A 26,840-nucleotide genomic window follows, 5' to 3' on the forward strand; every position below is an offset into this window, starting at 1 on the left:
AAGATACAAGAAGCAATAAGCTTTAATGCACTGAAAGCAAAGTTTATTCGTCGAATTTCAACGTGGACTGGCGCGCTCTATTTACCACCAACTGGGTGACATCTGGGCGCGAATAATGACCTACCGGATCGAAATTTTGGCGCTCTTCGAGAACACATTCAAAATTAAGGGTATGGTAAATGTTCCCTTCCTCATGCAACACAGGTCCCACTATCCACTCTCCATCTGGGCCCGCTATACAGCTTCCCCCATTTGCAAGTACTTTTGGTGCCTTTTCAAATATTTTCTCCAAATGAGGGGTGCTGGGAGGAAAATCTTCTAGCTTCATTAACGATGAAACTGAAAGCACAAAACTTCGGCTCTCCCTCGCTATAAAACGGGTAATGTCTTTGGTATTGTGGTCGCTGCCTGGCCATACGGCCACGTGCAGGTCTTCGCCCTGCGCGTAGAGCGAAGCTCTTGGCAGCGGCATCCAGTTTTCCCAACAATTCAATCCACCTACGGTAAACTTACCTAACGGATGCACTCTTAATCCATTACCATCACCGGGTGACCACGTAAGTCGCTCGTCATAAGTGGGCTGCAGTTTTCTATGTACGGATTGAATATTTCCTTCCCTATCAATATAAACCAATGAGGCATAAACACTTTTTCCCCCACGATCTAAAGGACGTTCAATAATTCCGAGATAAATAGCCAAGCCATATTTTTTGGCCAAGCCACAGACAGAATCCAGATCTCCGTGTTCTATGGTCACAGCATTGGAAACATAATGGGCGTGCAATTGCTTGTTCACTTCAGTATTCCATTCGGCACCACCCGTTAGGGCTAGCCAAAAAGGATATCCCGGAAGCAATCCTTCACCAAAAACAATTAAATCTGAGCCATTTTTACCTGCCTCATGAATTTGATCTTCAATTTTTTGGAGCGTAGCTACTTTGTCCAACCATACTGGCGCAATTTGAGCCAGTGCTACGTTCAGTTCGTTTGTCTTTTTCATCATCTAAAGATATAACAATCTGTCGGGTCACATCGAAAACCTTTCAGCAAACAGCTTCAGATTAAAGATACATCATGAATCGATTCAGCAAAAGATCTACATCTAAGAGTACAATACTGAAAACACCAATAACAATAATAAACTTGAGAATACTATGAAGAATTAGATAGTGCAGCTTTTTGGAGGCCCTCCAAAGAAATCCAACAAATACGATAAGTGCTAAAATGCTTCCATAAAAATAGAAATGCATATAGCCTAAGTAGAATTTAAAGATAAGCAGCAATGTAGGTACTAAGGTAAGTATAGCAAGAAGGGTAAGCATTATTTTGGCCATTCTAATACCATGTACTATAGGTAATGTCTTATATCCCTGTGCAAGATCCCCTTTTAAATTTTCAAGGTCCTTTACAATTTCCCGCATAGAGATAAGCAAGAATAAAAATGTAGCATGCACAAAAATGACCAAGTCAAAATTCTTGTAGTAAATAAATACGGCAAAGAAGGGGATTACCGAAAGTACTGCAGACGTAAGGTTCCCTATAAAAAGATACTTCTTTAGCTTGTGTGAATAAAACCAGATTGCAAATATGTACAATGAGAAGAAAATTACAGCCCTAAAGGATACATAACTGGCAAAAATGACGGATAGAAAGTTGAGTACAAAATACCCCGAAAGTTTCGTGTTCTGGCTAACCAAGCGATCCAATCGTGTTTTATGGGGACGATTTATCAAGTCCTTTTCACTATCGTAAAAACTATTGATGATATATCCTCCAGCAATGGCCGCCGCAGAGGCCAAAACCAACATCAACAGACTCAAATCGAAAACCACATCCCGAACAGGTAGGTTCGGAGCTAAAATGTAAATGGATGTGAGGTATTGGGCAATAATTATAATAAGGATATTGTAGCCCCTTACTACAGAGAAAAGGCTAAAAAACTTAAGCAGAAAATGTCGCTGTCTACGGTTTAACATCTTTCAATCCTTGTATCCAATATCCAATTTGTTCACTTACTTCTGTTGCTGACTCCTTATACAAATGATTACCATCGGTATAGTGATGTATATGATTCTCCGAAGTTAAATCTAAATATGGGATTTCGCCTTGTTGTGCCAATTTCTTCATTTTCCTATTAAAATCGTCCATAAAACGTTCTTCTATATCCATAACTTCCCTGCTCACGGGCAAACGCACCAAATACACTTCCCCCCTTTCCTGTAAATAGGAAATGATCTTATTCAAATAATCCAATCGAACTTGGGAAAATTGATAATCCTCTGCGTGTTTGTTATAGGATTTCACCTTTCTTCTTACCCGACTGCGAACTATCCTGGGAAGCATTTTGACTGTTACTTCTAACCAACCATCGTCATGTAAAAACATTTCGGTTTTTTCTTCCAGCAATTCATAGTAAGAACCATCGAAGTTCTGAAGCAAATAAGGAATATTTGGCTTTTGGGAAACCCAAGGTGTGTTCGCCAAAGCCCTTTCATTCTCAAAAAAATCTTCCTCATTATTGGGGTCCTGAGCTTTGGAAGAAATACTCCACGGATCTACCGAAAGTATAAAAACCCCATTTCTGGTATCGGGATCCAATTTCTTCTGTATGCTTTCGAAATAGGTGGGCCCATATGGGCTATGGGCTATGGTAAAAGAGTAATTATAAAAATTTGCTTCAGGGAATTGCCGGTTTAACACATCTGGCCTAATGCCCTGAGCCGCCCGGGAAGTTCCCAAAATCAATGACTGCTGTTCGGCAGAGGTAAACCTGAGATAAAATGGATCTGTATGCCCATCTGCTTGGGAGAACAACCAAAACACGGGTATGGCCAACAAACTCAAAAAAACAACGCTATGTAGCAAAAACCGTTTCATCTAAAACTGAAAGTATATAAATTCTTGATTTTTAGCACCATAAAGCACTATAATCATGGCCAAACAAAGGTAAAATCCATACCTAATAGGCCTCGGCCATTTTCGTAACATTCCCTCAATAGCATAATTCCTATCCCTTCCTATCCATTCGAAACACAGGAAAAGAATAAGCATTAACCCTATCCAGAACAAGTGCTTATTATGCGTAATATTGGGAACTGAGAAGAGTGATCTACTAATCATCCCTTTTATGTAAATAAACGCATCTGTAACAGTAGCCGCCCTAAAAAATATCCAAGCAAGTAGCGTTAATCCAAAAGTCATTAGCATCTGAGCTATTTCCCTTGCATCGGGAAACCACTTCCCTTTTGCCACTACGTCTAGATTGACCCTGTTCTTGCCCCGGATGAAAATAGGCAGGAAATACAATGCATTTAAAAATCCCCACACCAAAAAGGTCCAATTCGCCCCATGCCAGAAACCGCTCACTAAAAAAATGACAAATACATTTCGTATACGCACCCATTGACTTCCTTTACTGCCACCTAAAGGGATATACACATAATCCCGAAACCACGTGGATAAAGAGATATGCCACCTTCTCCAAAACTCGGCAATATCCCTAGAAAAATAAGGGTATGAGAAATTCTTCATGAGATCGAAACCAAACAATCTCGAGGTACCAATTGCGATATCCGAATACCCAGAAAAATCCCCATAAATTTGAAATGAAAACAGTATGGCCCCCAAAAGCAAATTACTTCCAGAGGTACCGTCGGCATTTTCGAATATCTGGTTCACCAAAGGAGCACAATTATCGGCAATCACTACCTTCTTTATGAGCCCCCACAAGATTTGCCTTAAGCCGTCGGTTGCCTTGTCATAATCGAATTTTCTTTTAGTATAAAACTGAGGCAAAAGATTGGTTGCCCTTTCAATTGGGCCTGCAACCAATTGCGGAAAAAAGCTTACAAAGGCAAAAAATGAAATGATATCTTTCGTTGGCTCCAACTTTCTACGATACACATCTATGGAATAACTAAGGGTTTGGAAAGTATAAAAACTAATTCCCACGGGTAGAATAATGGACAATCGAGAAGGTTCTATAGATGTGCCAAGTAAGGTAAATGCTTCCGAAAAACTCTCGGCAAAAAAGTTGTAGTATTTAAAAAAGCCCAAGAATCCTATATTCACCGATATACTGAGCCAAAGCCAAAGCTTCCTTCGTTTAGGTAATTCCTCCTTACTTAGTAGTATTCCAACAAAATAATCTACAAAAGAACTGAAAACAATAAGACCTAAAAATCGCCAATCCCACCACCCATAAAAGAAATAACTTGCCCCTAAGAGTAAAACATTTTGTGCCTTTAGCGATCTATTGACCACGAACCAGTACAGAAAGAAAACGACCGGTAAGAAAAGGGCAAATTCTATGGAATTAAATAACATAGTAAGGGCACAGGTTCTTGTGCGAAGATACTATAAATGAAAAGATGGAACTAAAAACTGTAAACCACTTCCAGTTTATGCCCTTTTAAGGCATTTTGCGCTTTGTTGAAGTCTTCGGTAAAGCCCAACATATAACCTCCGCCTCCAGAGCCACATAATTTCAAATAATAGGCATTGGTTTCAATTCCTTTCTTCCAAAGGGTATGGAATTCTTTGGGAATCATGGGTTTAAAATTATCCAGCACAACTTTAGAGAGTTGCTTTATATTTCCGAATAGCGACTTTACATCGCCTTTCAAGAAGTCCTCAACACAGGCATCGGTATGCTTCACAAATTGCTCTTTCAACATATTCCTAAACCCTTCCAGCTTCATATTTTCCATAAAGATCTGAACCATGGGCGCTGTTTCACCTGTTTGTCCACTATCCAATAAAAATACCGCTCCTTTGCCGCTTTCCGTTTGAGAAGGAATTCCTGCTGGTTCTATATGATCTTGGGAGTTGATCAATATCGGGAGGCTCAAATAACTGTTTAACGGGTCCAAACCGGATGACTTACCATGGAAAAATGATTCCATTTCCCCGAAAATCTCCTTCAATTTCAATAGTTTTTCCCGGGTTAAATTCTCTAATACCGTAATTTTATCGAACGCATACTGGTCGTAGATTGCTGCCACTAGTGCTCCGCTACTACCCACACCATATCCTTGCGGAATGCTGGAATCGAAATACAAACCATTGGCAACATCCTTTTTCAATTTATCAGAATCGAAAGAAACCAAGTCCGGCTTTCTTTCTTGAAGCTCCTCTAAATATTCGGTTAAAACGCCTCAAAGCATCATTTGAGTTATGCGTAGCATTTGTACTATGCTCGTCGATCTTGAGAGCTCCTTTAAAAAAGTTATAAGGGATGGAAAGTCCTTTGGAGTCTTTGATAATACCATACTCTCCAAAGAGTAATATTTTTGAATAGAAAAGGGGACCGCGCATCTAAATTATTTAGGTTTAATTCTCTAAAGATAATGTATTTGGCTCTAAAACCACATTTTCGTTACAAAGATAAGACAATATTGTTCGTCATTTCTTAAAAAGAATCCAATATCACCCTATGTCATTCTTTAACAGTTACTTCAGTGGCTCCAGAACCTGTTTTATCTGCAATAAACTCGCCATTCTTGCAAAATGGTGCCAATTCGCTTTGCACGAGTTCCATCACCTGCTGTTTCACCGATTTCGGGAACAATACATGGACATTGGCTCCAGCATCCAGGGTAAAGCAAACGGGAACACCTTTGTTTTTCCTGAAACCTCGAATGCGTTCAATAATTTCCAAGGTATTGGGCTTCATCAAAATAAAATTGGGAGAAGATGTCATCATCATTGCATGTAACGCTAAAGCCTCAGATTCCACAATTTCAATAAAGCTATTCAAATCCCCAGATTCTAGCACCGGTATCAGTGCCGCTAACTGGTCATTGGCTTGCTGAAAGCGCTGCTCCGCAAACGGATGGTCATGCATTAAATTATGACCCACCGTACTACTCACTTGTTTTTCACCCTTATCAACCAAGAGAATAGCATCTTGAAAATGCGAAAAGTTAGCATGCACTTTATGCGGGTAGCTTACACCATACAAGTTAGAGCTTCCTGGAACATTCTCATGTGCACCCCAAACCACCAAGGGCCCTTCTATGCTCCTACTGGCACTTCCAGATCCCAATCGGGATAGAAAAGAAGCCTTGTTCATGAAATACCTTTCATCCTTTGCCGTTTGCATTTGTCTTTCCATAGTCATAAGACAAAGTGCCAAAGCGCTCATTCCACTTGCCGAAGAGGCAATACCACTGCTATGTGGAAAACTGTTGGTAGTTTCAATTCTAAATGAATACTCCTGCAGAAAGGGAATATACTTTTCAATACGTTCAAAAAACTTCTGGATTTTGGGTTCGAAACCAAGCTCCCTTTTTCCGTCCAGATATACTTCAAAATCATACCCATCTCCGCTTTTCTTTTGAAAATTCAAGGTGGTCAATGTATGACACTCGCTCAGGGTAAAGCTAATGGACGCATTCTTGGGAAGTTGTTCCCCGTATTTTCCCCAGTACTTAACCAAGGCAATATTACTAGGAGATTTGTAGGATACACTTCCATTTGCCAGTGTCTTGGTATATGAGGGTGGAATAAAATCCTTTTCGGTCATGATTCGAATTTCAAGCACAAATATAACCAATTCGGAGGTGTTCGTTCATTAAAACAGAGGCAGCACAAAATGAATTTTGAATCTGTGTTGATGATAAATGAAAATTCCCTCGATGTAACACCAGAAAGCAACGATTAACGACCATAAAAAATTAGTAACTTTCCACTATCTTCAATAAAAGATGGGGGAAGTAAAACATATAGATCAACAATTTGCCCTGGTAAAAGCCATCAAATCAAATGATGAAATGGCCCTTAGAAAGCTCTATCAGGATAATTACAAAAAGGTTGAAATGCATGTGTTAAGGAATAACGGATCCATGCCCCAAGCAAAAGACATCTATCAAGAGGCGTTTTTGGCCATGTACCAAAACATAAAAGAAGATAAATTTGCGCCCAAGAATGAAACCGCACTACAAGGCTATTTGTTTCAAATTTCTAAAAACAAATGGACAGACTTCTTGCGATCCTCGCGTTATAAAAAAACCACCAAGATTCCCGAAGGTTTTCAAATAAAGGAAGAGTCTTCCTTAAATGGTCAGGAGATTGAGCAAGAGGACGTACGAAAAACGGAAGGAGCCATAAACGCCTTCCACAAAATGGGCAATGAATGCAAGAAATTATTGGAAGTTTTTTATTTCGAGAAAAAATCCCTGCGGGAAATTGCATCCCTATTCGATATTGGGGAAGCATCCGCACGTAATAAAAAATATCGCTGTATACAGAAACTAAGGGCCTTAGTCCAATCATCGAATTCGTAACCTATTGAGCACAGAAAACGACATAACACAAGAACTTTTTGAAACCATAGAGGGATACCTTCAAGGGACACTTTCAGATGCCAAAAAAATTGAATTTGAAGGATCGTTGCACAACGATCCAAAACTTCAGCAAAAAGTAGACGATATAAAAACCTTGCTGTCCGGTATTGAAACTGCTGCATTCAAAGAAAAAATGAATGATTTTCATGACACGCTTGGTGCACAGAATACTCTTGTTTCAGAAACACCAGAAAAATCCAATCGAGGAAAACGTTATTTGATTGCAGGCATCGCAGCTTCTGCAGCAATTTTAGCCATGCTCTATTTTGGATCACCCAACAACAATTCAACAGAAGCACTATTCAATAGGAATTTTCAACCAGATCCTGGACTGCCCACTACGATGGGCGCAACCAATGACTTCTCGTTTTACGATGCCATGGTAGATTATAAAAAAGGGGACTTCGCGTCGGCTATTACTAAATGGGAAGCGCTGCCAGAAGGCACCAAAGGCGATACGTTAACCTATTTCCTGGGCGTTGCACAATTGGCCCATGAAAGTGAAGCACAGGCTATTGACTATCTGAAGGGACTATCCCAAAAGCCGGACAATCCTTTTGGAACAGAAACGTACTACTATTTGGGAATGGCTTATTTAAAACAGGGAGATGTTGAAAATGCCAAGAAAGCACTTTCTAGTAGTGGTACCACACAAGCATTAAAAGTATTGGCAGAACTCAATGAATAGCCTATGAAACATCCAATACAAAGCATACGATTGTTTACACTAATGGTATGGCTTTGTGGAATCTGTTGTACCCTCAAGGCACAGGACAGAGTTTCAAAACCTTCCGAAGATCCATTTCAATTGGGAAAAGAAGCCCAGAAACAAGGAAATCACAGAAATGCCATTACTCAATTCAAGCTCTTTTTAAGCACTATAGACAGTACCCACTCCGATGCTTCTTTCCGACACTATGAAGCCTTCAATGAAATAGGAATATCCAAGCAGCGGTTATTGGAATTAGATAGTTCCTCTTTCTATTTCCGAAAAGCGCTGACCTATTTGGACCGCACGGAAAGAACCCCTATGAACGAATTCTACTTTGCAGGTATCCTGAAAAACCGAATTGGCCTAAATGAGTTCAATACCGGAAAAATGAAGGCATCCATACAAAGCATGAAAGCTGCCGTTCATTCCTTCCAATTTTATGTGGACGCAGTACAAGATGAAGAAGAAAAACTGAACGGATTAAAAAAACAATACGCCAGTGTAGACAATCTTGGCGGATTCTATCGAGGGATCGGCGAAAATGAACGCGGTATGGCATTAGCCGAATACTCTTATCGCCAAAAATTGTCTTTTTTGGAGGAGGACGACTCTAACATCACTATATCAAGACTTATTTTAGGCCATATTAACCTCATCGCTAGAAATTACGAAGCGGCAGGCACTTATTTGGATCAGGCATTGGCACACATTGAAAAAACACCCTATCTCCAGACCTATGGTTTAATGGTTCGAGCTTCTACCTATGAAAATGTGGGTGATTATGAAAAAGCACAGGAGACGTACGAAGAATGTGAGACCATTTATAGGCAAGGAGCCAATGGCACCTACTCCTTGGTGTTTTTGGACGCACTAATTGAGATGTCCCGTTTTTACGCAAAAATTGGCAATCGAGAAAAGGCGGTGGCACTTGCTCAGGAAGGTTACCAATTTACCCAAGGCATTGATTTTACGAACGAGTTAATTGCTTTCTATCACATTCAGAACATGGCGCAAGTACATTTTACCCTTGGTAATTATGAAGAAGCAAAAGTATTTAGTGAGGAAGCCTTGGACTATTATTCCAGTGATCGCATTACCGCACAATCGGAATTGGATTCTATCCGAAATGAAATTCGGAAACCAAGTGTACTATATCTTAAAACCAAGTCGACATACTCTTTAAACTCTTCTAACGACGAAGATTCCTTGTTATCCCTATTGAAGGAAACCCAAAATGCCCTATCCATTTTGGAACGACAAAAAACGGGAATAAGTACCGAAGAGGACCTAGCCACTTTATTGAATGACAATAGCGATCTTATCAACTTCACCAAGCAACTAAATTGGGACCTTTATAATCTCACCCAAGAAGAAAGTTATCTCGACGATCTAATTTCACTGCACGAATCTGCCATCTATACTCGAATTAGGTCACGATTAAACCTAAAGGATATCACTTTCTCAAATGTCCCCGTATCTGTGCTGGAAAGGGAATCACAACTAAAGGAAGTACTTTCTTCCTCATTGGATGACTCAGAATCTATAGATGGCTTTTTTAAAGCGCAGACTTCATGGAATAGATTCTTAGATTCCTTAAAAAACAACTATCCTTTGTACCATGAAATGCGTTACGCCACTATACAAAAGCCCATAAATGGTATTCAGGAAAAATTGGACGAGAAAATAACCGTGATTCGCTATATGTTCATGGAGGAAACATTATATGCCTTTGTGCTTAACGCATCGCAAAAGTCTTTGGTTCCATTGGAAAACGCTGCCGATATTGAGAACCACATTAAGTATGTGAATAGTCCGAGCAGTGATTTTAACACAGTCGCCGCCTCCATCTCTCACCTATATAATATTCTTTGGAAACCTATCGCCCATTTAGTCACGACCGAAAACGTAGTAGTCATTCCAGACCAAGTCCTTTTTAATGTAAGTTTCGACATTCTAACCCCAAATAAGATATCGTCTTATACGGAACTTGCAGAAAACAGCCTTTTAGCCAAGCATAATCTAGCATATAATTATAGTCTATTCCTTATTGAGAATGAACCCTATGAATCTGAATTAAGGGACAACTTTGTGTCTTTTGCGCCAGAATTCACTGCCGAAATGAAAGATAACTATAGAAGGACCCTATTGGATTCCGTTGACTTAGACAAAGCCTATGTATCACTACTACCGCAACCCTTTAGCATACAAACTGTAGAGAAATACGCTTCTCAATTCGATGGTGTTACCTATCTAAACAGTGCCTCTACCAAAAATGCCTTTACCCAAAATGCCCGAAACCACAAAATCATTCACATTGCAACCCATGCAGAATCGAACAACTTGAATCCCGAATTATCGCGATTGATTTTCGCTAAGGATTTAACAGATTCCTTAGCTACCAATTACCTGCATACCTACGAGATTTACAATCATAATCTAGCCTCGGAACTCACCACCCTTACTGCTTGTGAAACTGGGAAGCCCAGCTTTCAACCAGGGGAAGGGATGATCTCTTTGGCACACGCCTTTAATTATGCAGGCAGCAAGAGCATTCTAACAAGTTTGTGGAAAATAGACGAACAATCCAGCAATGAAATAGTAGATTCCTTTTATGCCTATTTAGCCAAAGGCCTACAGAAAGATGTGGCACTAAGGAAGGCGAAACTAGACTATATTGCCAATGCTCAAGGCCGTACACAGGCTCCTTTTTATTGGTCTGGTCTAGTTCTTATGGGAGATCCTCAATCGATAGAATTGTCTTCTGGTTTTCCGATTTGGGGGTGGGCACTAATCTTAGTCGCAGGCATACTCCTTCTTTGGTTGTTGTTGAAGCAACGAAAACGGCAATTATGATGACAAATTAGAATAGGTACGATGTATTCTAAAGCGAATACTCATTTAAGTACCTATTAGTCATGAAAAAATCTTTACTTTTTATCGCAATCACGGCCTTCATTGTTTCGTCTTGGGCGCAAGGAATACCACCAAGGCAAGAAGCAAATTTAGATGCCGTTTACTCCCAGTACAATCTTACTGGTGAAAATGTCGTAGTTGTCATCATAGACAGAGGAATTGATTACCGCCATCCCGATTTTTTGGATGAAAACGGAAATACCCGCCTTGCCTATGTATATGATATGCTGGATCCCACAGGTGCCGGTGATCCCGACAACCCATATGGTATTGGGACCATATTTACGCAAGCTCAAATTGACCAAGCAATTGACAATAACGACCCCCCACTTTCTACCGATCGCTACGGTCATGGTACCGCGACTTCTGGAATAGCTGCCGGAAACGGCTCGGGAACTGCATCCGGGGAATTTCAGGGAGTAGCTCCAGAAGCAACCCTTATAAGCATTAAACTCACCCACGATCCGTTTCCACCATTTAATGGAGAGCCCGGTCAGGATGGTTTCTTTAATCCAGCCTACATTCCAGTAGCACTTCAGTTCGCTTCCGATAAAATTGCTGAGTTAGGACTACCTTCAGTCACCTTAATGAATATTGGCTCCATTGGCGGGCCTACCGATGGAACCAGTACTATTTGTCAAGCTATTGATGATTTTGTCATGAATGGAAACACCTTTGTTCTTGGTGTAGGCGACGATGGCGGAAATGACAATCATGCAGCGACGACAATAAACCAGGGACAAACGGTCGAAGTAGAAATACAAAAAGGAGAAGCTGGAAATGTACGTTTCGATCTCTGGTATAGTGAGGACGACCGGTTTACAGTGAGCATCGAGCGACCCAATGGTGTCGTAGAAGGTCCGTTTGCAGCTCCAGCGGGTCCCAATGGCGCAGTAGACCAAAACCTAGGTGACATTGCCATGTTTCATCGTGGGGCAAATACTGAGTTTTTTGGTGCTACCTCCAACAGAAGGGAATTGCTTATTGACTTCTCTGGAAATACAGGCACATACAAAGTTATTCTAGAAGGCACGCAAGTTTCCGATGGAGGTTTTCACGCAACCCTAAATCCATCTACCTACTCCAACACTAATCGCTTCCTTAGTTTTGTGGTACCAGGGTACAGTATTAACGACTATGCAAGCTCTGAGTTGGGCATTACTCCGACAGATTATGTGGTGCAAAGCACATGGACGGATATTGATGGAATTGCCCGTGGAATTTCCGGACAAGGGGATCCAGGTGAACTTTGGATAGGTTCGAGCAGTAGCCCAACCCATGATGGCCGTTTAGGAGTCGACTTTGCCGCTACAGGAGAAGTATGTCATGCCGCTTATGCGGACAACACCTATTACGAAAACTTCTCTTTCAATGTACTTCAGAATAGCAATGGCCTTTACGGAATTCAGAATGCCGTGAGTGCCGCCGCCCCCCTTTCCACCGGGGTAATTGCCCTGATGCTAGAAGTAAATCCGGCGTTGACCCCTTCGGAAATAAAAACCTTACTGCAACAATCCAGCCGACAGGATTCAGATACCGGAACCGTTCCCAACGATGATTGGGGATATGGTAAATTGGATGCCCTACAGGTGATCGAAGACACCTTTGATACACTTGGGACTTCAGAATTCGAAACCCACAATACCATTAGTGCCTATCCTAATCCTACACAAGGCAAACTTACCATTGCTACCCAAGTAATCTCGGAAGAAATTACGGTAGTGGTCAGCAATGTGGCAGGGCAAATAATCTGGACCGAAAAAAGACAGCAAACAAAAAGACTGGAGTTAGACTTTAATGTTCCCGTGGGGATGTACTTCGTAACCGTAAGCACACCCAATGGTAAGAAGACATTAAAAGTTTTGAAAGATTAGTTTTAGGTACTTAATGCTCTTGCAAGCTCCAGCATTTTGGTGAGTGTCCGGTAATTCCTAGCGGTTGCCGACACTCCCAATTTTTTCTCGAACCAGTTGTTACTCAGTTTGGCCTTGCCAAAGCCCGTAGCACAATAGAAATAGATGCATTGATCGGTGATATGGAATTCTTCATTGGGATAGGAAATTTGAGAGGCCAGTTCTATATTCTCAGAAGTGGGAACGGCATGCAATAGACTGAAATAACTTTTCTCCTTCTTTTCTTCAGAAAAAGGACATTGTGCCAATACGGCTTCAATTTCCAAAGGTGTCTTAACAAACACAGGCACTTCCCAACCGAAGGTATCCAATATGCCATTTTCAATAATGGTTTCAGGGTTGGCTTCCGAAGTTTGCAAGACCACATTCCCGCTCTGAATGTAGGTTTGTACGGTTTCAAAACCCAAGGAGGTGAGCATATCCCTGAGGTCGGCCATTTTTATCTTTTTGTGACCGCCTACATTAATTCCCCTTAGAAATACGATGACTGTTCTCATAGGCTGTTGGTAATGGCCTGGGCCACGATGTATCCACCCGTCCATGCATTTTGAAAGTTAAAGCCTCCGGTAATGGCATCTATGTTTAGTACTTCCCCTGCAAAATACAGATTGGGAAGCAATTTGCTTTCAAAAGTTTTGAAATTAACCTCTTTTAAATCAACACCACCAGCGGTTACAAACTCTTCCTTAAATGTACTTTTCCCATGAACCCTGTAAATCCCTTGGGTAAGTTCGGAAGTTAATCGCTGTAGCTTCTTTTTAGGCACATCTGCCCAAATTTCTGAAACTTCAATTCCCGAGGCCTTTACAAAACGTTGCCAAAGGCGTTTGGGTAATTCAAATTGAGCATACTTGTGTAAGGTTTGTTTGGGATGTAGGTTTTTCAACTCCATCAAGGCTTGCATTACCTCTATGTCGGTGGCGTCGCCCAACCAATTCACTTGAATGGAAAATTGATAGTTCAACGGTTCTAGCATTCGTGCACCCCAAGCAGACAATTTTAAAATGGCCGGACCACTCATTCCCCAATGGGTAATTAGCAAGGGACCTGCACTTTCTAAAAGGACTTTTCCGGCTTCCGAAAGGACTTTAACCTGCACTTCCGTGCTCAACCCCTGTAAATCGGAAATTCGTTCATCGGTTATATTGAATGTGAAAAGGGACGGCACGGGATCAATTATTCGATGACCGAGTCCTTGTAACATGTTCCAAATTTTGGGGTTACTCCCTGTGGCAACCACTAGTTTTTCTGCTGAAAACGTATCAGATACAGTAACTACCCGCCACCGATCTTGAGAAGTTAGTATTTCCTTTACCGAATGGTTTTTAAGCAGGGTAACACCCGCTTTTTTGGCTTCGGAAACAAAGCAATCTATAATGGTCTGTGAACTATCACTGATAGGAAACATCCTGCCATCTTCTTCAATTTTTAACTCGATACCCCTTTCTTCGAACCAAGCGATGGTGTCGCCTGTCATGAATGTATGAAAGGGCCCCAGGAGTTCTTTTTCCCCTCGGGGATAGTTCATGGACAAATCCAAGGGCACGAATTCGGCGTGCGTTACATTGCACCTGCCACCACCGGATACCTTCACCTTGGTGAGTACTTCCTTACCACGCTCCAAAATGGCAATGCTAAGGTTCGGGTTATTTTCGGCTGCATTTATCGCCGTAAAAAAACCGGCAGCCCCGCCTCCTATAATAATGATATCAAAATCTGTGCTCACGCATCAAAAGTAGCCATATTTTTAGGGGAAAGTACCTACAGGGAAATATTTTGTACATTTCTATCTACTAACAACAAAACCAGATTATTATGTTTTCTAAAGCGAACCTTGTGAGTACCCTTGTTACCGCAATTTGGGGCATGGGTGGTGGATTTCTGTTATGGGGGATCATTGCAGAACCCCTTATGGCAGACAACATGCTTATTCCAAACCTCGTAAAAGAACAACCCGATATGGTATTTCTTGCCTTGGGGTGTTTAATTCAAGCCTTTGGATTCTGTTCCATTTACAGAAAATTCGGAATGGATAACTATGGAGCTTCCACGGGACTCAACATGGGAATCCTCACCGGAATCATGATTGGTTTGGGCGAAAAGTTGATCGACTTTGCCACGGCCAATATGATGGATATGCAAGGAACCCTAATCAATTTTGCTATTTATGTGATCTTCTTTGGAGTCACTGGTCTCATTGCCGGCTTAATTTATAAGAAGTTGGCGTAGAAAGAAAAAAAGTACAAAACCCCCAGAATTCTGGGGGTTTTTTATTCCGTAAATTCAATACTTTATAGTATCTTTAGTTTCGGTATTTCCCCATACCTACATTCTAATAATTATTGAAAAGGCATACCTAACCAATTACTGCCACCATGAAAGATTTTTTGATATTTCTTGAAGACCATCAAACCGGGGTTTTACTTTTTGTTGTACTCATTATTTCTGTGGTCATAGCTATTCGCTGGTTGTTCCAGATTTTCGCCTTGGGCAAATACAAAACCCATTATAAGGTGAAGGATGAAAATGGAAAAGAGAAAGTGGTAAAAGTGAAACAAAAGGACGAAAACACCAGCATCACCTATATTTTAACCCAGTCCCTAGTGGATATCGTAGGGGAATTTCGACATTTCCTGGCACTTATGATTGTCTTACTGTTTGTTATTCTAATCATCGCCGCCATGTGGGCTGGCAATGGTAGCTCGCAGATGAATTTTGACAACATGATGGATGCCATGCAATTGGTCATTGCATCACTGGGCGGATTATTGGGATCGATCATTGGATATTACTATGGAGAATCTGCTGCAAGAAGTAAGAACGAAGGTATTACCACCGACCCAGGTGTCATATCTAATGCGAACAGTGCTGCAGAGGGTGATATCGTGGCGCCTGAAGTAGTTCCAGATGTGGTTGAAGAAAACAATGAAAATGAAGAAGAGGAAGAAGAAGATCCCACAGAAACAGATGACGATAGTATTGAACCCGTAGGATAGAAGCAACCGAATGAAATTAAAAACATACAATCTCAGGGTAAAGGATTCATTAGACGATTTTGATGAATCCATAGATTCCGAACAAGTCGTGTACTACCGCGAAACCGCAAGTGGCGGGAAAAAGCTATACAAAGTCCGCATTTTCTTGGAAGGGCGCGACCTGCCCTATGTAAAGCAGGTAAAGTATACCCTGCATAGTACTTTCGGCAAAAACAGGGTAAAGATCATAGAGCGAAGACCTTCTAACCTAGACTGTGGTTTGCTTATTTGGACCTGGGGTATTTTTACCGTTCATGTAGAGATCGAAGACGTAAAAGGTCGTGTAACAGAGGTAGATCACTACCTCACCTTTGGTAACCAATTAGGTGATGACAGGGTTAAAATACGCAGGATTAAATAACCCTAGCGAGGCCCATACTCTACCTTTTTAAAATCTGAACCCAGCACTATTTTACGGAATTCCCCTGGCTTTTTGTCGTTAAGTAATTTAAGGGTTCTAGCTTCGATCAATTTCCCAAAGTAGTTCTCCCGGTTGTCATATTGCTCCTTATTGGCATAGGAAGTTCTTAAGGTAATATAGGTTGGTCCTTCCTCATTGGGCAAACTAATTTGCAACTCGTACGAATGTATGGCATTGTCCTTTTGGGCCTGTATTCTTAATAGGTTCCAATTGTTTTTGTAGTAATACACGGCCTCGTCTACATTGTCGTTGAGCACCTCCACGAAATCTATAGAGGTGATTGTTTCTTCGGTTTGTGCGATCCCAGTTACAAGGGGCAGCACTAAAAAAAATGGAAGTAATAAAATAGGTTTCATTTTTGAAAGATGAATTGAATGAATGCATTAAAAGTAACCATCGTGGTTATGCCAACAAAGAGCTTTAAGGGTATTATAACATCATTTATTCCATTAGTCTTCTTTTCAACTCCATCTTATCCTGTTGGCGTTTTGCCTTATTGGTCTTCTTCACCTTTTTCGGTTTAAAATCGGATCCCGTAAATACCCGAACCGGATTTCCCCGGGTTAATTGCAAATGGTTCTCCCATTGTTGTTCCACCTGTTGTCGTACATTTTCCTGGCGCATTGCGGCCAATTTCAATTGAAGCCGTTGTAAGGCAATCTTCTTATTCTGATGTTGGGACCTACTGTCCATTACCTGAACATTGATCCCAGTGGGAATATGCACCACCCGTATGGCCGAATTGGTCTTGTTCACATGCTGTCCTCCCGGTCCAGAGCTGCGCATGGCCTGAAATTTCAAATCCTTATCCAAAAGGGTAGGTTCCGCAAGGGTCTCTAACAAAAACATACCCACGAACCAGTTCTTTCGTTTGTGAAACTTTCTAAATTCAGACTTCCCAATCCACTGTAGGGTCCCCAACCAGGATTCTAAAAAACCCAATGGGATATCACCGCTTATTTGTACGGTAGCCGATTGCAAGGTTCCGTTCTCCGGACCCAATTGCCTATGAATGACTTCATACGCAAGCCCCTTTGCCTTCAGTTCTTCCACAAAAAACTTCAGCACCTGGGCCACGACCCAACAGCATTCCGCCGGTCCACGACCGGCGGTTAACTGAATTACTTGTGATCTCTTTTTCATCTTACATAAATTTCTCCTTCACTTACCGCAAAGACCATTTGCTGCATAGTGATGTCCATTCTAATCTCGTCATCATTTAGAATTGCGAAGCAACCATCCCTGTTCTCCGGATTCTTGCGACTCAATAATTCTAAGGCTCTATTTTGCCTACCGCAAGAAGTCTCCTGAAGCAGATCTCCCGGAATACCTTTATTAGTCATTTCCAGATATCCATTGGTTACTACAAGGTTGTTCTTGCCATCCGGTCTTCTTAAAGCAGCACGCTTAGGAGTTCGTTCAATCACCAAGCGTTCTTTATCCCGGGTTCCTGTAACCAAAAGCAAGGAATCTGAAGCCACACAATCTTGTGACAAAATGCGAGTGGCTTCATCGAAGGAGTCTACCTTCTCCAACACATCCCGAATCTTGAAAGTAATTGGTGGCGCCAATTCTGGTGAATCCTCACTCAATACCGCATTCAATGTAATGGCAAACTTTCCAGGTTTCATTCCAGATAAGACACCAATAAATCCTGGCCATCCAACACTGGAAAACACCACGTTTCCATTCCTTGTGTAATCGAAAATCTTGGAATAGTTCCTCAGGCTGTAATTGTCGCTCCACCAATCCAGATTCCTCGCATGCAGGTTTCCTTCTGCCGTAGGTATCGAAAAGGCTGTGCAGCCAAAGACCAGCTTAAGGGCATCATAGTACAGGTTGGCGATTAATAAATTATCGACTGTAAATCCTGTAAAAGATGCGATTCCCCGTAGTTCTTCTACATAAGTTTCATCAATACATGCTACCTTGTAGTAGTCGATGATCGTTTCGAAGAAAGAGGCATCTTCCAAATCGGCAAGATAGGTGTGTATCAACACCGTTATCTCGTTGCGATAAGGTTCAAGGCAAAGCCAACGCTCGTAAGGTGGTGTATCTAAGTTTATGACTATTCTTTCCATCGTTTTCATTCTTGTTTATACCTATTTTGCCACTACTGGACTTTTTATAAGCAATTCGTGCTTCACCGGATCCAATCCTTTTGCCACGAGTTCATTGGCGGCCTTTACCGCCCAGCACTTGTCGCTTGAATGAATGTTCGAATAGTAGCCCAATAAAGTTTTGGGAGCCACCAGGTTCCATCCATCTACCTGAATCGTATCCAATTCGCGCGCTTCAAAAAAATCGATCGTGATGCGAACCGGTCTTCCTTCCGGAAGCCATTCTACTTTCTCGTAACGCCTGAAATTTTCAGGGTTCGGTAAATGATCATATCGGGTCCAAACTTTCTGGAACCCTTCTTCCTGAAGAATCGCCATTACCTGGGGCACATTTTCAGGATGTACGAAAATGTCGATATCCTTATGATCGTGTGCGTGTTTAAACTCGGGGTGGTCATCGGGCGACATAAAATGCCAGGCCCAACCTCCAGAGAGGGTTACCCATAGTTTTAGCAATTTCAGGATGGCTATACCCATTTCAATTCTATATTCGGGCCATAGCTCACCGTATCTATTTGTGTTGTGATTTGCTCCCATAATTTATTTGTCCATTCGGACGATTTTAGGTGTGAACTTCCCAACTACGTCTACCAATTCCCGTTGGTTGTTCATCACGGTTTCTATATTCTTATAGGCCATCGGGGCCTCGTCTATCCCACCACCGATTAGGGTTACCTCCTTTTCGGCTAGGGCTTTTTTGATATCACTACGCGTAAATTGCTCCTTACACTTTCTTCGGGAATGCAGGCGCCCAGCTCCATGCGAAGCAGATTGTAGGCTTTCTGCATTGCCCTTCCCGCGAACAATGTATCCCGGTGCGGTCATGGATCCCGGAATGATTCCCAGTTCCCCTTTGGCCGCCGGTGTTGCCCCTTTACGGTGCACGATACAATCCTCACCGTTCACTTGTTGCTTCCAAGCGAAATTGTGATGGTTCTCGATCTTGGCCACGGGTTTAGATCCCAATAGTTTCCCCAAACGGGCGTGGATGTCGTCATGGCAAGCTTGGGCATAATCCCCAGCTAGGTTCATGGCGAGCCAGTATTCCTGTCCGTCGTGGGTATTTAGATCTAACCACGCCAATTGCTGCACATGTTTCGGCAATGGACACTGCTTTGTGGCCAAATAAGTGTAGTGCTTTGCAATATTCGCGCCAAGCCCTCGAGACCCACTGTGCGAAAGGATTCCGAGGTATTGGCCTACCTCTAATCCCCACTCATTGCTAGGGTCGGTAATGGCCACTTCGCCAAATTCCACAAAATGGTTTCCACCTCCCGAAGTCCCCAGTTGCTTGTACGCCTTGTCCTTCAGTCTTTTCACCAAGGGAATGGTGTTAAATTCCTCCCGGCTAAAGACTTCATGATCATGCTTCACTTTATGCGTTTCGTACATCCCGAATTTGGTATGCTCGGAAAGCATATTTTGCAACTGATGGGTTTTCCCTTTCAGGTAGGACGTTTTCATAGGATAGATGGTTAAACACATCCTGCATCCAATGTCTACCCCTACTCCATAAGGAATCACGGCGTTGCGTGTGGCCAATACCCCGCCAATGGGCAAACCATAACCGGTATGCGCATCGGGCATGAGAGCTCCCGCAACTGCAATGGGCAGTTTAAGGGCATCGTACAGTTGGAACTTTGCCTGCTCATCGATTTCGTTCTCCCCATACATTTGGAAAGGTGCACGAACCGAGTTCAACTTTTGTCTGGTCACCACTACGGGATCTAACAGACTTTCGGCAATCTTGCCCCAAACGCCGTCGCCTTTATAGGCTTCGGGATTAAGGAGTACCTGCTTGGCCTCTTGTAATATCTGTTCTTTTTTTCTTCGTTTCTGATAGCGATTTATCTGACCCAAGGTGATATTAATGCTATTGTTTTTTGGAAAGCCTAGTTTAATGAGGTCCTTTCCGCTTAATTTCTTTCCCATGATTAGGAGTATTAATTTAATACTGCGGTAGCGTGGTCCAATACTGGATGGCTCCCGTGATGTTGTAATGAAGTTTCGAAATGGAATTTGTCCATGCCCAATGTGAACCCTTGGCTTACTTTGGACCAACAAAAAAGTCCGAAACTCTTGGCGGGCTTCGGACTCCTTTATGTAATCTGAAAATTACATGGGTAAGAAGGACCGAAGCAATCGTACCACGAAACAGCGTTTCATACCTACGATCTGTAATGAATTGTCATTTTTCATCTTACTTCAGTTTTAAAATTTGTGTGTAATTATTTCGGTGCAAATATGAAACCAATTTTTGAATTACACAACAAAAATTTTGATTTAATTAATTGATTATCAGTTATTTATATTTCATTTAAGGCATACTATTCCCTGTCCGCGCTAAAGCGGATATCCGTATAAAACACAACCACTTGGAGGGCAGCGATTTGCATTTTTTGTGGTGGCGCATCGGGCCATGGAGGGAACCGGAAAAAAAGTCCAAAAAAAAAAGCGTTCAATTTCTTGAACGCCTTTTGGTACATCATTTTTCTTGTTCCACTATCCATGCACACGACAGAAAAATGCCCCTAAGGCGTTCCCGATATGTGATTTACGTAGCTTCATATATATGTTTTAGTTATACTTATTTTGGAATGTCTACGACATCGGTAGTATTTCTACTACTTTACCATACACATTTTTTGTCCATCCGTTAATTCTACCGTGGTTATTACCAATAAGCAAGCCACGTTTATCGTTTTTTCCTTTTACCAGATGCGTAAAGCAATTTCCTCTCACTTTACAATAAACGATATCCCCTACCTCGCAATCTTCCCATGAGATGGGCACAAGCCTAACAGGTTGCTTCGATTTTAAGACAGGTAGCATAGAATTACCGGGTTCTTTTGAAATAATGGTCTCGCCATTACTTAATTTTTGAATTTTCCAATTCATAATTTTCATTTTATACGTTATGTAAGCCACTATTGACCCACATATCCCATAAAATTTCAAAAGAACAATTTCAATGAACTCCCGCAAAGATGTAATAATTAGTGGGATACTTCCAAATTTTTTAATGAATTAATGCTTCACTTGCCACTCCTCGATACAAACCTCCTTACAGTCGGTCCACTCGGAATTCGGTATAATGCTAAGACGATCTCTCACCCATCACACTTCACCTTTCACTACTCACTCCTTCACTCCTTCACTCCTCGATACAAACCTCCTTACCGTCGGTCCACTCGGAGTTCGGTATAATGCTAAGACGATCTTTCACTACTCACTACTCACTACTCACTTGTCACGCTTCACCCTTCACTCCTTCACTCCTCGATACAAACCTCCTTACGGTCAGTCAACTCGGAGTTCGGTATAACTCTAGGACGATCTCTCACCCATCACACTTCACTCCTCACTCCTCACTCCTCGATACAAACCTCCCTACGGTCGGTCCACTCGGAGTTCGGTATAATGCTAAGACGATCTCTCACTACTCACTACTCACTCCGCAAACACCACCTGCATCGTTGAAATCTTACTTTCAATTAACTCCATGGCGAGATTGCACCACCGTCCTGCGCGATCCAGTACCCAGGCATCGGAGCTCACCACTACCCGGTCGCTATCGGCCAGGAGTTTGTCGGGATTGTAATCCAGCTCTATGGTCCAATCGTAGTCCTTTTCCTGGGCAAGTTGGCCCAAGAGGGTTTTGAGGCGGCCACTGTTGGAAACAGGCTGATCGAAATACCACAGTACATTCCCCGTCTGTAGTTCCATGAGGGTATCGCCCACCCATAGCAGGGCGCCTTCGGTTTGTTGTACCCGTTTGTAGGTACCGTGTACGCTGGAAAGATCGCGATAGCAGTCGTCCAAGCCCTTAAACACATACGCGCCCGATAGGGCACTCTCTAAAATGATAAGGAGATTAAAGCCATCGATAGCGATTTCCTGATCTTTTAATTGCTCCAACGACAGCTCGGTTTGCTTTCGTTGGGCAATTTGCGCTGCCGAGGCACTCATGCCCTGTACCGCTTTTTGTTGGCGAACATTAAGCCGATGTCGATTCCCTACCAATTGCAAAGCAGATTTCTCTGCATAGCCACGGGATAGCAGGTAGTGCATATCGGCCACCGCTTCCTTAATAGTAGCTTGTACCTTCTGAGTACCGAACAATAGATCGTCCCGGCCTTCTTTGCCTCTGTTTCTGGGTGATTTCATAAAATAGAATCAAGGAATTATGCAGCATTACTCAACATTGTTCAGCATTGCGTCAATCCGTTTTTGTGCTTCTTCTTTGGAAATACCGTTGTAATAATCCTTAACGAATGGATTGTCATGGTCATCATACGGGAATATTTCTGGTCGGGTATTTCCCTTTTTGGTCATTACATTACAGGGAATATGTAGAGTGTCATCATATTCTGGAATCATATTAGACAGCCAACCAAAATAAGTGGTTTCGTGGTTTTGGTTGTCGAAATTTTCCAGGTAATCGAAAAAGCTTTTCTTGCTTAGGGAAACCCACATTCCGTACTCCAAATTAGAACAATGATCGTTTACTTTTTGGGTTAAGATTACCCTTATAAAACGATCGGTTTGCTCATCGTGTCGAATTTCACAAAAGTCTGTATCTAACTTTGCGCGTTCTTTTTGGGCTTGATCCGAAAGACAGGCATAACTAAAAGGCGCCTTAAAAGCTAAAGCAGGCCATTCGGTATGTACTTGCCCACATGTAGTGCATGTAAATTCGTTGGGTTTCTTTTTCTTTCTTTTCCAGAACACTCTATAAAAGTAATGTAAATCTTGCTTCTTGTTGCCTCGTGAACTGTAAGTCCTTACTTATAATGATGTAAGCACCCGTCTGGAGACTGGCGCTAGCGGGGGGTTACTATCCCTGCAATTTACTTAAAAATGGGACGGGTTTCTCGCTTACTCGTATGGAAGCACTCGTCTGGAGACGAGCGCTAGCAGGGGATCTAAATAAGCCTTCCCTGTTTCCCTATTCGTAATATTTTTAATTCGAGTTATGTCTTTTGGTAAAAATCCATTCATTCTAGTAACCATTAAAATTTTTCATTCCAATCCAAAATTTTAGTTCCTTTTTCATAACTCTCAAAAAGACATATTCTCCTCTCAATATCTAACTCCATATAAATTCCTAGTTCATATCCACAAACATGTTCAGGATAAGTTTTACCATCAATTGACCATACACTATCATAGCTTTCTTTTGTCAATGCCCGCAATCTTATTTTATCACTTAGCTTTTCAAGTTCGGGTCTATTAGATTTTTTCATTTCTATAGCCAATAAATTATCTCTTCCAATATTTTTACCTCGACTATGCACTATAATGTCACAATTGATCTTTATAACCCTCATTTCGTTATCAAGGATAGTTTTTATTTCACCATTTTGCTTCCTGTTATATTCGGGGTCAGAATAATATTCCGACAATCCATGTTTATCAAGCAGTTTTTCAAAATACATTGCTAACCTCCCACATAAATTTCTTTCATTGACTCCAGCCAAAATATTATCAATTTCCTTTTCAAAGAACCAATTTCTTCCTTCTTCAAATAATTCCATTAAAATATTTTCGTGCTTTTCTCCAGATCTCATTTAACTTAAAATTATTTTATGTTATACTTCATTTCGCGTTGTTTGAAAGCTTCATTTCCACCTTCAAGTATTTCACAAACGTGTTCTTTAATACCTTTAGAATCCAGAGTAATCACTATAGAATTGTCAAATTCTCGAGTATTTTCTAAACTGCCAGAAACATATTGAAATTTGATTCCATTTTTGTTGGGCGAATCATTTCCGTTTTGGTTAGCCACAATAATTAATTCGGAATCTGAACCAACCACAATATTCGGATTGTGAGTAACAAGTATTATTTGGCGTTCTTTTTTCTTCTTCACCAAGTATGTAACTAAATCTTTATAAATAGCTCTGTTATCCAAATCATCTTCAGGTTGGTCAATTAATATTGGGCAATCTTTATTGCTAAAATCAAGTAACAATAGAAGAACGACAAAAGCTTTTTTACCCTCAGACATCTGATTAAAGATATCATCGTAAACTATATCGTATGATACTTCAAAGAAGTTACTTGCCATCAACTTTTGACATAATGAGTTATGATTGTATTGTCCTTTAAGCGTAACTTTTTTCTCTAATAGCTTTTCAAATAGCTGATTGACAGAACTAAAATAGTTTTCGTTAGTTTCTAACTTAACTCCAACAACGTTTTGCCCTTGAGAGCTTTGTTGGTTAATGCTACTGTATAACAAATCTTTATAGGCACGCTTGCTAAGTTTTGCTGAAGCCTTGATTTCGAGTTTTTCTCTTGAAACACTTAAATCCTCTTTAAATGCCTCGATTTTGTTCAAATATTCTCGATGAGCATCTTTAATAGATGTTTTGAAAGATTCAATTTGTTCTTTAAGCTTGTCAACTTCTGTCTTAATTACAAGTATATCAGCAAGCTTATCTTTTTGAACTTTTAATTTTCTTTCTACATCTCGGTATTGAGAGTTATTCTGAAAGGCTTCTAAACCTTTAATGTAAATAGGGGTTTTATTGATTTCATCAATTGTTTTTTCATTCGCTTGTCTTACGGATGAGTTGGTGGCTTGAATTTTATCAATTTCTTCTTCCCATTCTCGTTGAAACTTTGCTCTTAACTCGTCAAATTTTAGCTTGATTTCTTTACGGTTATTTTCAGAAATTGAAACGAGTTCAAAATCAATCTCTTTGTTGATGAAGAACTTCTCTTTGAGATTGTTAATTCTTGATATTTCATCTCCTAAAATCTCATTTGCTTTAGATACTGAATCCTTTTTTGCTCTTAATTTGGAATAATTCTCCAAATCATCTTCTGATATTTGAGATTTACTTTTTAATTCTGCTAATTCTTTTGTGAGTTTTTCAATTTCCGCCTCAATTCCTTTTCTGTCTCCTTTTTCTTTTAAGAGATTACGTCTTTTGACCAAGTCTTCTTGTAAGTGGAAAATCTTGTTGACCTTATTTGTTATATCAGTATTGTTCTCGCTACTAAATGTTTCATATTTAGAAATTAGTTGATTTTTTGAACTATCCTGTTTTATAATGCTTTCTATAAGGTTATCAAGTTCTTTGTTCTTGTTCCTTGCCAATGTGTACATATAGCTTTGTGGAAAGTACTCAATATCTCTTTTATTATTAACAGTTCCATCCTTCCACGTTACTACTAAGTTTTCTACAACCTCGTTTACAAAGTTGATGTAATCTTCGTTTCCTGTTTTTACTTCTTTATCACTATTTAACTTCTTTGCTATTGCACCCAATAAAATCGACTTTCCAGTTGAACGTCCACCTATAATTGAGTTCAAGTTTTGATTAAAATAGATAGTTTGAGAATTGAAGTCGCTATGTGATATTTTGATTGAATCAATTACTTGGTAACCTGCTTTTTCGTGAGGCTTTAATGCTTGAATTCTTACTCTTTGTTTTGGTTCATAAACAACCTGTTTCAGACCTTCAAATGTCGTGTCTGCTTTAATCCAACAATTTTCTTTTAAAATGTATTCTTTAATGTTGTGATTATCAGAGCATATAATCATAGGAATATGCTTCTTGATGGCAGGAAATACTACATCTAAATAGCCATCTTTATCATCTGGTTTACCTAATTCGTAGAAATCAACAGTTTTGGCTATTAGCGTTTTTTGAGCTTCTCCGTGTGGTAAAGAATGAGTGATGTTTTCAACTGTATTTGATTTGTCTCCAGCATGAATACTGGTAAGTCCACCTAATTCTTTAATCAGTTCAATTGTTGTTTCAAGATTACAATAAACTTCATTGATTTTTGCGCCTTCGCCTTTAATTTTAGAGATGTTAGTTTTGTTCTCAATTTGTCCCCAAATATGAGTTAAGTTGCAATATTCTGAGAAGATTCCAATGAAGTGTATGGGTGCTCTACCTCTTGCATCAGATAAAAATTCAATTCCAGGTAGAACCGTTATTCCCACTGCTTTCCCTAATCTTTGAAGTTCAGCAATTCTTTCAATGTCCATAACGTGGTGGTCGGTAATAGCCACAACCGAAATGTTATTTGCAATAAGGGTATCTATAATTTCTTGATTGGTTACCGATTTATCTTCATAATCATAAGATGAAGGTGTATGAAAATGCAAATCCCATTTTCTCCATTCAGAACCTTTTTCTATTTTTCCATTATTCATTTTATTCAAGCATCGATTAAAGACATTACTTTAGTTTTTTACAACTAGAATCACCTACCAAATACTGGAATAAAAAGCTGGGGAGAGGTATAAATGTAGGAAAAATATGGGAATGAGGTTGTGGGTTTCCGTAGGAAGTGATGGGTGATGGGTGAAAAGTGATGAGTGATGCGGGTTCGCTAGGGTATTGAAGTAAGCTGACTA

General features: G+C 40.7%; 24 protein-coding genes and 1 pseudogene. 7 read left to right on the forward strand and 18 right to left on the reverse strand.

The genetic code is table 11. From position 1 onward, the window contains the following. Positions 1–43: 43 nt before the first annotated feature. From AC6JAD_RS03470 to AC6JAD_RS03495, 6 genes and pseudogenes are all read right to left on the reverse strand, one after another. Positions 44–1,000 (reverse strand): carbon-nitrogen hydrolase family protein, encoded by a 957-nt coding sequence (locus AC6JAD_RS03470; RefSeq protein WP_461302848.1) that lies wholly within the window; start codon positions 998–1,000, stop codon positions 44–46. Between the two features lie 61 nt (positions 1,001–1,061). Further along, on the reverse strand, positions 1,062–1,976 hold the full coding sequence (locus tag AC6JAD_RS03475; protein ID WP_461302538.1) for a geranylgeranylglycerol-phosphate geranylgeranyltransferase: 915 nt from the start codon (positions 1,974–1,976) through the stop codon (positions 1,062–1,064). Further along, positions 1,963–2,877, reverse strand: a complete 915-nt coding sequence (locus tag AC6JAD_RS03480; RefSeq protein ID WP_461302537.1) for an SGNH/GDSL hydrolase family protein — start codon at positions 2,875–2,877, stop codon at positions 1,963–1,965. The genes AC6JAD_RS03475 and AC6JAD_RS03480 overlap by 14 nt, the downstream gene beginning before the upstream one ends. Beyond that, entirely contained in the window at positions 2,878–4,326 is a 1,449-nt protein-coding gene (locus AC6JAD_RS03485; RefSeq protein WP_461302536.1) for an MBOAT family O-acyltransferase, read from the reverse strand. It lies immediately after the preceding gene. Between the two features lie 50 nt (positions 4,327–4,376). Continuing rightward, positions 4,377–5,316, reverse strand: a pseudogene (locus AC6JAD_RS03490) (mevalonate kinase family protein). Between the two features lie 121 nt (positions 5,317–5,437). Next, on the reverse strand, positions 5,438–6,526 hold the full coding sequence (locus tag AC6JAD_RS03495) for a diphosphomevalonate decarboxylase (RefSeq protein WP_461302534.1): 1,089 nt from the start codon (positions 6,524–6,526) through the stop codon (positions 5,438–5,440). A 181-nt stretch (positions 6,527–6,707) separates the two neighbouring features. On the opposite strand from AC6JAD_RS03495, the gene AC6JAD_RS03500 reads away from it, so the two are divergent. The 4 genes from AC6JAD_RS03500 to AC6JAD_RS03515 all read left to right on the forward strand — a co-directional run bounded on the left by AC6JAD_RS03500 (position 6,708) and on the right by AC6JAD_RS03515 (position 12,845). Then, on the forward strand, positions 6,708–7,286 hold the full coding sequence (locus AC6JAD_RS03500) for an RNA polymerase sigma factor (protein WP_461302533.1): 579 nt from the start codon (positions 6,708–6,710) through the stop codon (positions 7,284–7,286). Positions 7,287–7,290: 4 nt separating this feature from the next. Then, positions 7,291–8,034 (forward strand): tetratricopeptide repeat protein, encoded by a 744-nt coding sequence (locus tag AC6JAD_RS03505; protein ID WP_461302532.1) that lies wholly within the window; start codon positions 7,291–7,293, stop codon positions 8,032–8,034. Between the two features lie 3 nt (positions 8,035–8,037). Further along, complete coding sequence (locus AC6JAD_RS03510; RefSeq protein WP_461302531.1) at positions 8,038–10,911, forward strand: CHAT domain-containing protein; 2,874 nt, start codon at positions 8,038–8,040, stop codon at positions 10,909–10,911. A gap of 62 nt (positions 10,912–10,973) precedes the next feature. Continuing rightward, positions 10,974–12,845, forward strand: coding sequence for a S8 family peptidase (locus tag AC6JAD_RS03515; RefSeq protein ID WP_461302530.1), 1,872 nt, complete (start codon positions 10,974–10,976; stop codon positions 12,843–12,845). A 2-nt stretch (positions 12,846–12,847) separates the two neighbouring features. Here AC6JAD_RS03515 and AC6JAD_RS03520 read toward each other — a convergent pair whose 3' ends face one another. Then, entirely contained in the window at positions 12,848–13,381 is a 534-nt protein-coding gene (locus AC6JAD_RS03520; RefSeq protein WP_461302529.1) for a DUF1697 domain-containing protein, read from the reverse strand. Then, a complete protein-coding gene (locus tag AC6JAD_RS03525; protein WP_461302528.1) occupies positions 13,378–14,610 on the reverse strand; it encodes a BaiN/RdsA family NAD(P)/FAD-dependent oxidoreductase in 1,233 nt (410 codons plus the stop codon). Before AC6JAD_RS03525 ends, AC6JAD_RS03520 begins: the two co-directional genes overlap by 4 nt. Positions 14,611–14,699: 89 nt before the next feature. On the opposite strand from AC6JAD_RS03525, the gene AC6JAD_RS03530 reads away from it, so the two are divergent. From AC6JAD_RS03530 to AC6JAD_RS03540, 3 genes are all read left to right on the forward strand, one after another. Next, entirely contained in the window at positions 14,700–15,113 is a 414-nt protein-coding gene (locus AC6JAD_RS03530; protein WP_461302527.1) for a hypothetical protein, read from the forward strand. A gap of 146 nt (positions 15,114–15,259) precedes the next feature. Continuing rightward, positions 15,260–15,880 carry a hypothetical protein gene (locus tag AC6JAD_RS03535; protein WP_461302526.1) on the forward strand — a complete coding sequence of 207 codons (621 nt, stop codon included), beginning with the start codon at positions 15,260–15,262 and terminating at the stop codon, positions 15,878–15,880. 10 nt (positions 15,881–15,890) lie between these two features. Then, a complete protein-coding gene (locus AC6JAD_RS03540; RefSeq protein ID WP_461302525.1) occupies positions 15,891–16,280 on the forward strand; it encodes a pYEATS domain-containing protein in 390 nt (129 codons plus the stop codon). Positions 16,281–16,282: 2 nt separating this feature from the next. Here the strand turns inward: AC6JAD_RS03540 and AC6JAD_RS03545 are convergent, their stop codons facing one another. From AC6JAD_RS03545 to AC6JAD_RS03590, 10 genes are all read right to left on the reverse strand, one after another. Continuing rightward, complete coding sequence (locus AC6JAD_RS03545) at positions 16,283–16,696, reverse strand: hypothetical protein (RefSeq protein WP_461302524.1); 414 nt, start codon at positions 16,694–16,696, stop codon at positions 16,283–16,285. An 85-nt stretch (positions 16,697–16,781) separates the two neighbouring features. After that, the gene (prfH, locus tag AC6JAD_RS03550) at positions 16,782–17,483 is read right to left on the reverse strand and encodes a peptide chain release factor H (protein ID WP_461302523.1); all 702 of its coding nucleotides are present in this window, start codon (positions 17,481–17,483) and stop codon (positions 16,782–16,784) included. Then, complete coding sequence (locus AC6JAD_RS03555) at positions 17,480–18,421, reverse strand: C45 family autoproteolytic acyltransferase/hydrolase (protein WP_461302522.1); 942 nt, start codon at positions 18,419–18,421, stop codon at positions 17,480–17,482. The genes prfH and AC6JAD_RS03555 overlap by 4 nt, the downstream gene beginning before the upstream one ends. Positions 18,422–18,442: 21 nt before the next feature. Then, entirely contained in the window at positions 18,443–18,997 is a 555-nt protein-coding gene (locus tag AC6JAD_RS03560; RefSeq protein WP_461302521.1) for a nucleotidyltransferase family protein, read from the reverse strand. 3 nt (positions 18,998–19,000) lie between these two features. Beyond that, positions 19,001–20,392: an RtcB family protein gene (locus tag AC6JAD_RS03565; protein ID WP_461302520.1), complete on the reverse strand. Its 1,392-nt coding sequence runs from the start codon at positions 20,390–20,392 to the stop codon at positions 19,001–19,003. A gap of 669 nt (positions 20,393–21,061) precedes the next feature. Next, positions 21,062–21,358 carry a S24 family peptidase gene (locus AC6JAD_RS03570; RefSeq protein WP_461302519.1) on the reverse strand — a complete coding sequence of 99 codons (297 nt, stop codon included), beginning with the start codon at positions 21,356–21,358 and terminating at the stop codon, positions 21,062–21,064. A gap of 552 nt (positions 21,359–21,910) precedes the next feature. Then, complete coding sequence (locus tag AC6JAD_RS03575; RefSeq protein WP_461302518.1) at positions 21,911–22,627, reverse strand: DUF434 domain-containing protein; 717 nt, start codon at positions 22,625–22,627, stop codon at positions 21,911–21,913. 27 nt (positions 22,628–22,654) lie between these two features. Then, positions 22,655–23,191, reverse strand: coding sequence for a DUF2199 domain-containing protein (locus tag AC6JAD_RS03580; protein ID WP_461302517.1), 537 nt, complete (start codon positions 23,189–23,191; stop codon positions 22,655–22,657). A gap of 281 nt (positions 23,192–23,472) precedes the next feature. Then, a complete protein-coding gene (locus AC6JAD_RS03585) occupies positions 23,473–24,030 on the reverse strand; it encodes a hypothetical protein (protein WP_461302516.1) in 558 nt (185 codons plus the stop codon). Positions 24,031–24,041: 11 nt separating this feature from the next. Beyond that, the gene (locus AC6JAD_RS03590) at positions 24,042–26,636 is read right to left on the reverse strand and encodes a TrlF family AAA-like ATPase (RefSeq protein ID WP_461302515.1); all 2,595 of its coding nucleotides are present in this window, start codon (positions 26,634–26,636) and stop codon (positions 24,042–24,044) included. Positions 26,637–26,840: the final 204 nt, after the last annotated feature.

Source organism: Aureisphaera sp. (assembly GCF_059726885.1).

Excerpts from the sequence above, each read along its gene's own strand:
- AC6JAD_RS03470 (WP_461302848.1), bottom strand. The coding sequence starts at position 1,000 with ATGAAAAAGACAAACGAACTGAACGTAGCACTGGCTCAAATTGCGCCA.
- AC6JAD_RS03475 (WP_461302538.1), bottom strand. The coding sequence starts at position 1,976 with ATGTTAAACCGTAGACAGCGACATTTTCTGCTTAAGTTTTTTAGCCTT.
- AC6JAD_RS03480 (WP_461302537.1), bottom strand. The coding sequence starts at position 2,877 with ATGAAACGGTTTTTGCTACATAGCGTTGTTTTTTTGAGTTTGTTGGCC.
- AC6JAD_RS03485 (WP_461302536.1), bottom strand. The coding sequence starts at position 4,326 with ATGTTATTTAATTCCATAGAATTTGCCCTTTTCTTACCGGTCGTTTTC.
- AC6JAD_RS03495 (WP_461302534.1), bottom strand. The coding sequence starts at position 6,526 with ATGACCGAAAAGGATTTTATTCCACCCTCATATACCAAGACACTGGCA.
- AC6JAD_RS03500 (WP_461302533.1), top strand. The coding sequence starts at position 6,708 with ATGGGGGAAGTAAAACATATAGATCAACAATTTGCCCTGGTAAAAGCC.
- AC6JAD_RS03510 (WP_461302531.1), top strand. The coding sequence starts at position 8,038 with ATGAAACATCCAATACAAAGCATACGATTGTTTACACTAATGGTATGG.
- AC6JAD_RS03515 (WP_461302530.1), top strand. The coding sequence starts at position 10,974 with ATGAAAAAATCTTTACTTTTTATCGCAATCACGGCCTTCATTGTTTCG.
- AC6JAD_RS03520 (WP_461302529.1), bottom strand. The coding sequence starts at position 13,381 with ATGAGAACAGTCATCGTATTTCTAAGGGGAATTAATGTAGGCGGTCAC.
- AC6JAD_RS03530 (WP_461302527.1), top strand. The coding sequence starts at position 14,700 with ATGTTTTCTAAAGCGAACCTTGTGAGTACCCTTGTTACCGCAATTTGG.
- AC6JAD_RS03535 (WP_461302526.1), top strand. The coding sequence starts at position 15,260 with ATGAAAGATTTTTTGATATTTCTTGAAGACCATCAAACCGGGGTTTTA.
- AC6JAD_RS03540 (WP_461302525.1), top strand. The coding sequence starts at position 15,891 with ATGAAATTAAAAACATACAATCTCAGGGTAAAGGATTCATTAGACGAT.
- AC6JAD_RS03545 (WP_461302524.1), bottom strand. The coding sequence starts at position 16,696 with ATGAAACCTATTTTATTACTTCCATTTTTTTTAGTGCTGCCCCTTGTA.
- prfH (WP_461302523.1), bottom strand. The coding sequence starts at position 17,483 with ATGAAAAAGAGATCACAAGTAATTCAGTTAACCGCCGGTCGTGGACCG.
- AC6JAD_RS03555 (WP_461302522.1), bottom strand. The coding sequence starts at position 18,421 with ATGGAAAGAATAGTCATAAACTTAGATACACCACCTTACGAGCGTTGG.
- AC6JAD_RS03560 (WP_461302521.1), bottom strand. The coding sequence starts at position 18,997 with ATGGGAGCAAATCACAACACAAATAGATACGGTGAGCTATGGCCCGAA.
- AC6JAD_RS03565 (WP_461302520.1), bottom strand. The coding sequence starts at position 20,392 with ATGGGAAAGAAATTAAGCGGAAAGGACCTCATTAAACTAGGCTTTCCA.
- AC6JAD_RS03570 (WP_461302519.1), bottom strand. The coding sequence starts at position 21,358 with ATGAATTGGAAAATTCAAAAATTAAGTAATGGCGAGACCATTATTTCA.
- AC6JAD_RS03575 (WP_461302518.1), bottom strand. The coding sequence starts at position 22,627 with ATGAAATCACCCAGAAACAGAGGCAAAGAAGGCCGGGACGATCTATTG.
- AC6JAD_RS03585 (WP_461302516.1), bottom strand. The coding sequence starts at position 24,030 with ATGAGATCTGGAGAAAAGCACGAAAATATTTTAATGGAATTATTTGAA.
- AC6JAD_RS03590 (WP_461302515.1), bottom strand. The coding sequence starts at position 26,636 with ATGAATAATGGAAAAATAGAAAAAGGTTCTGAATGGAGAAAATGGGAT.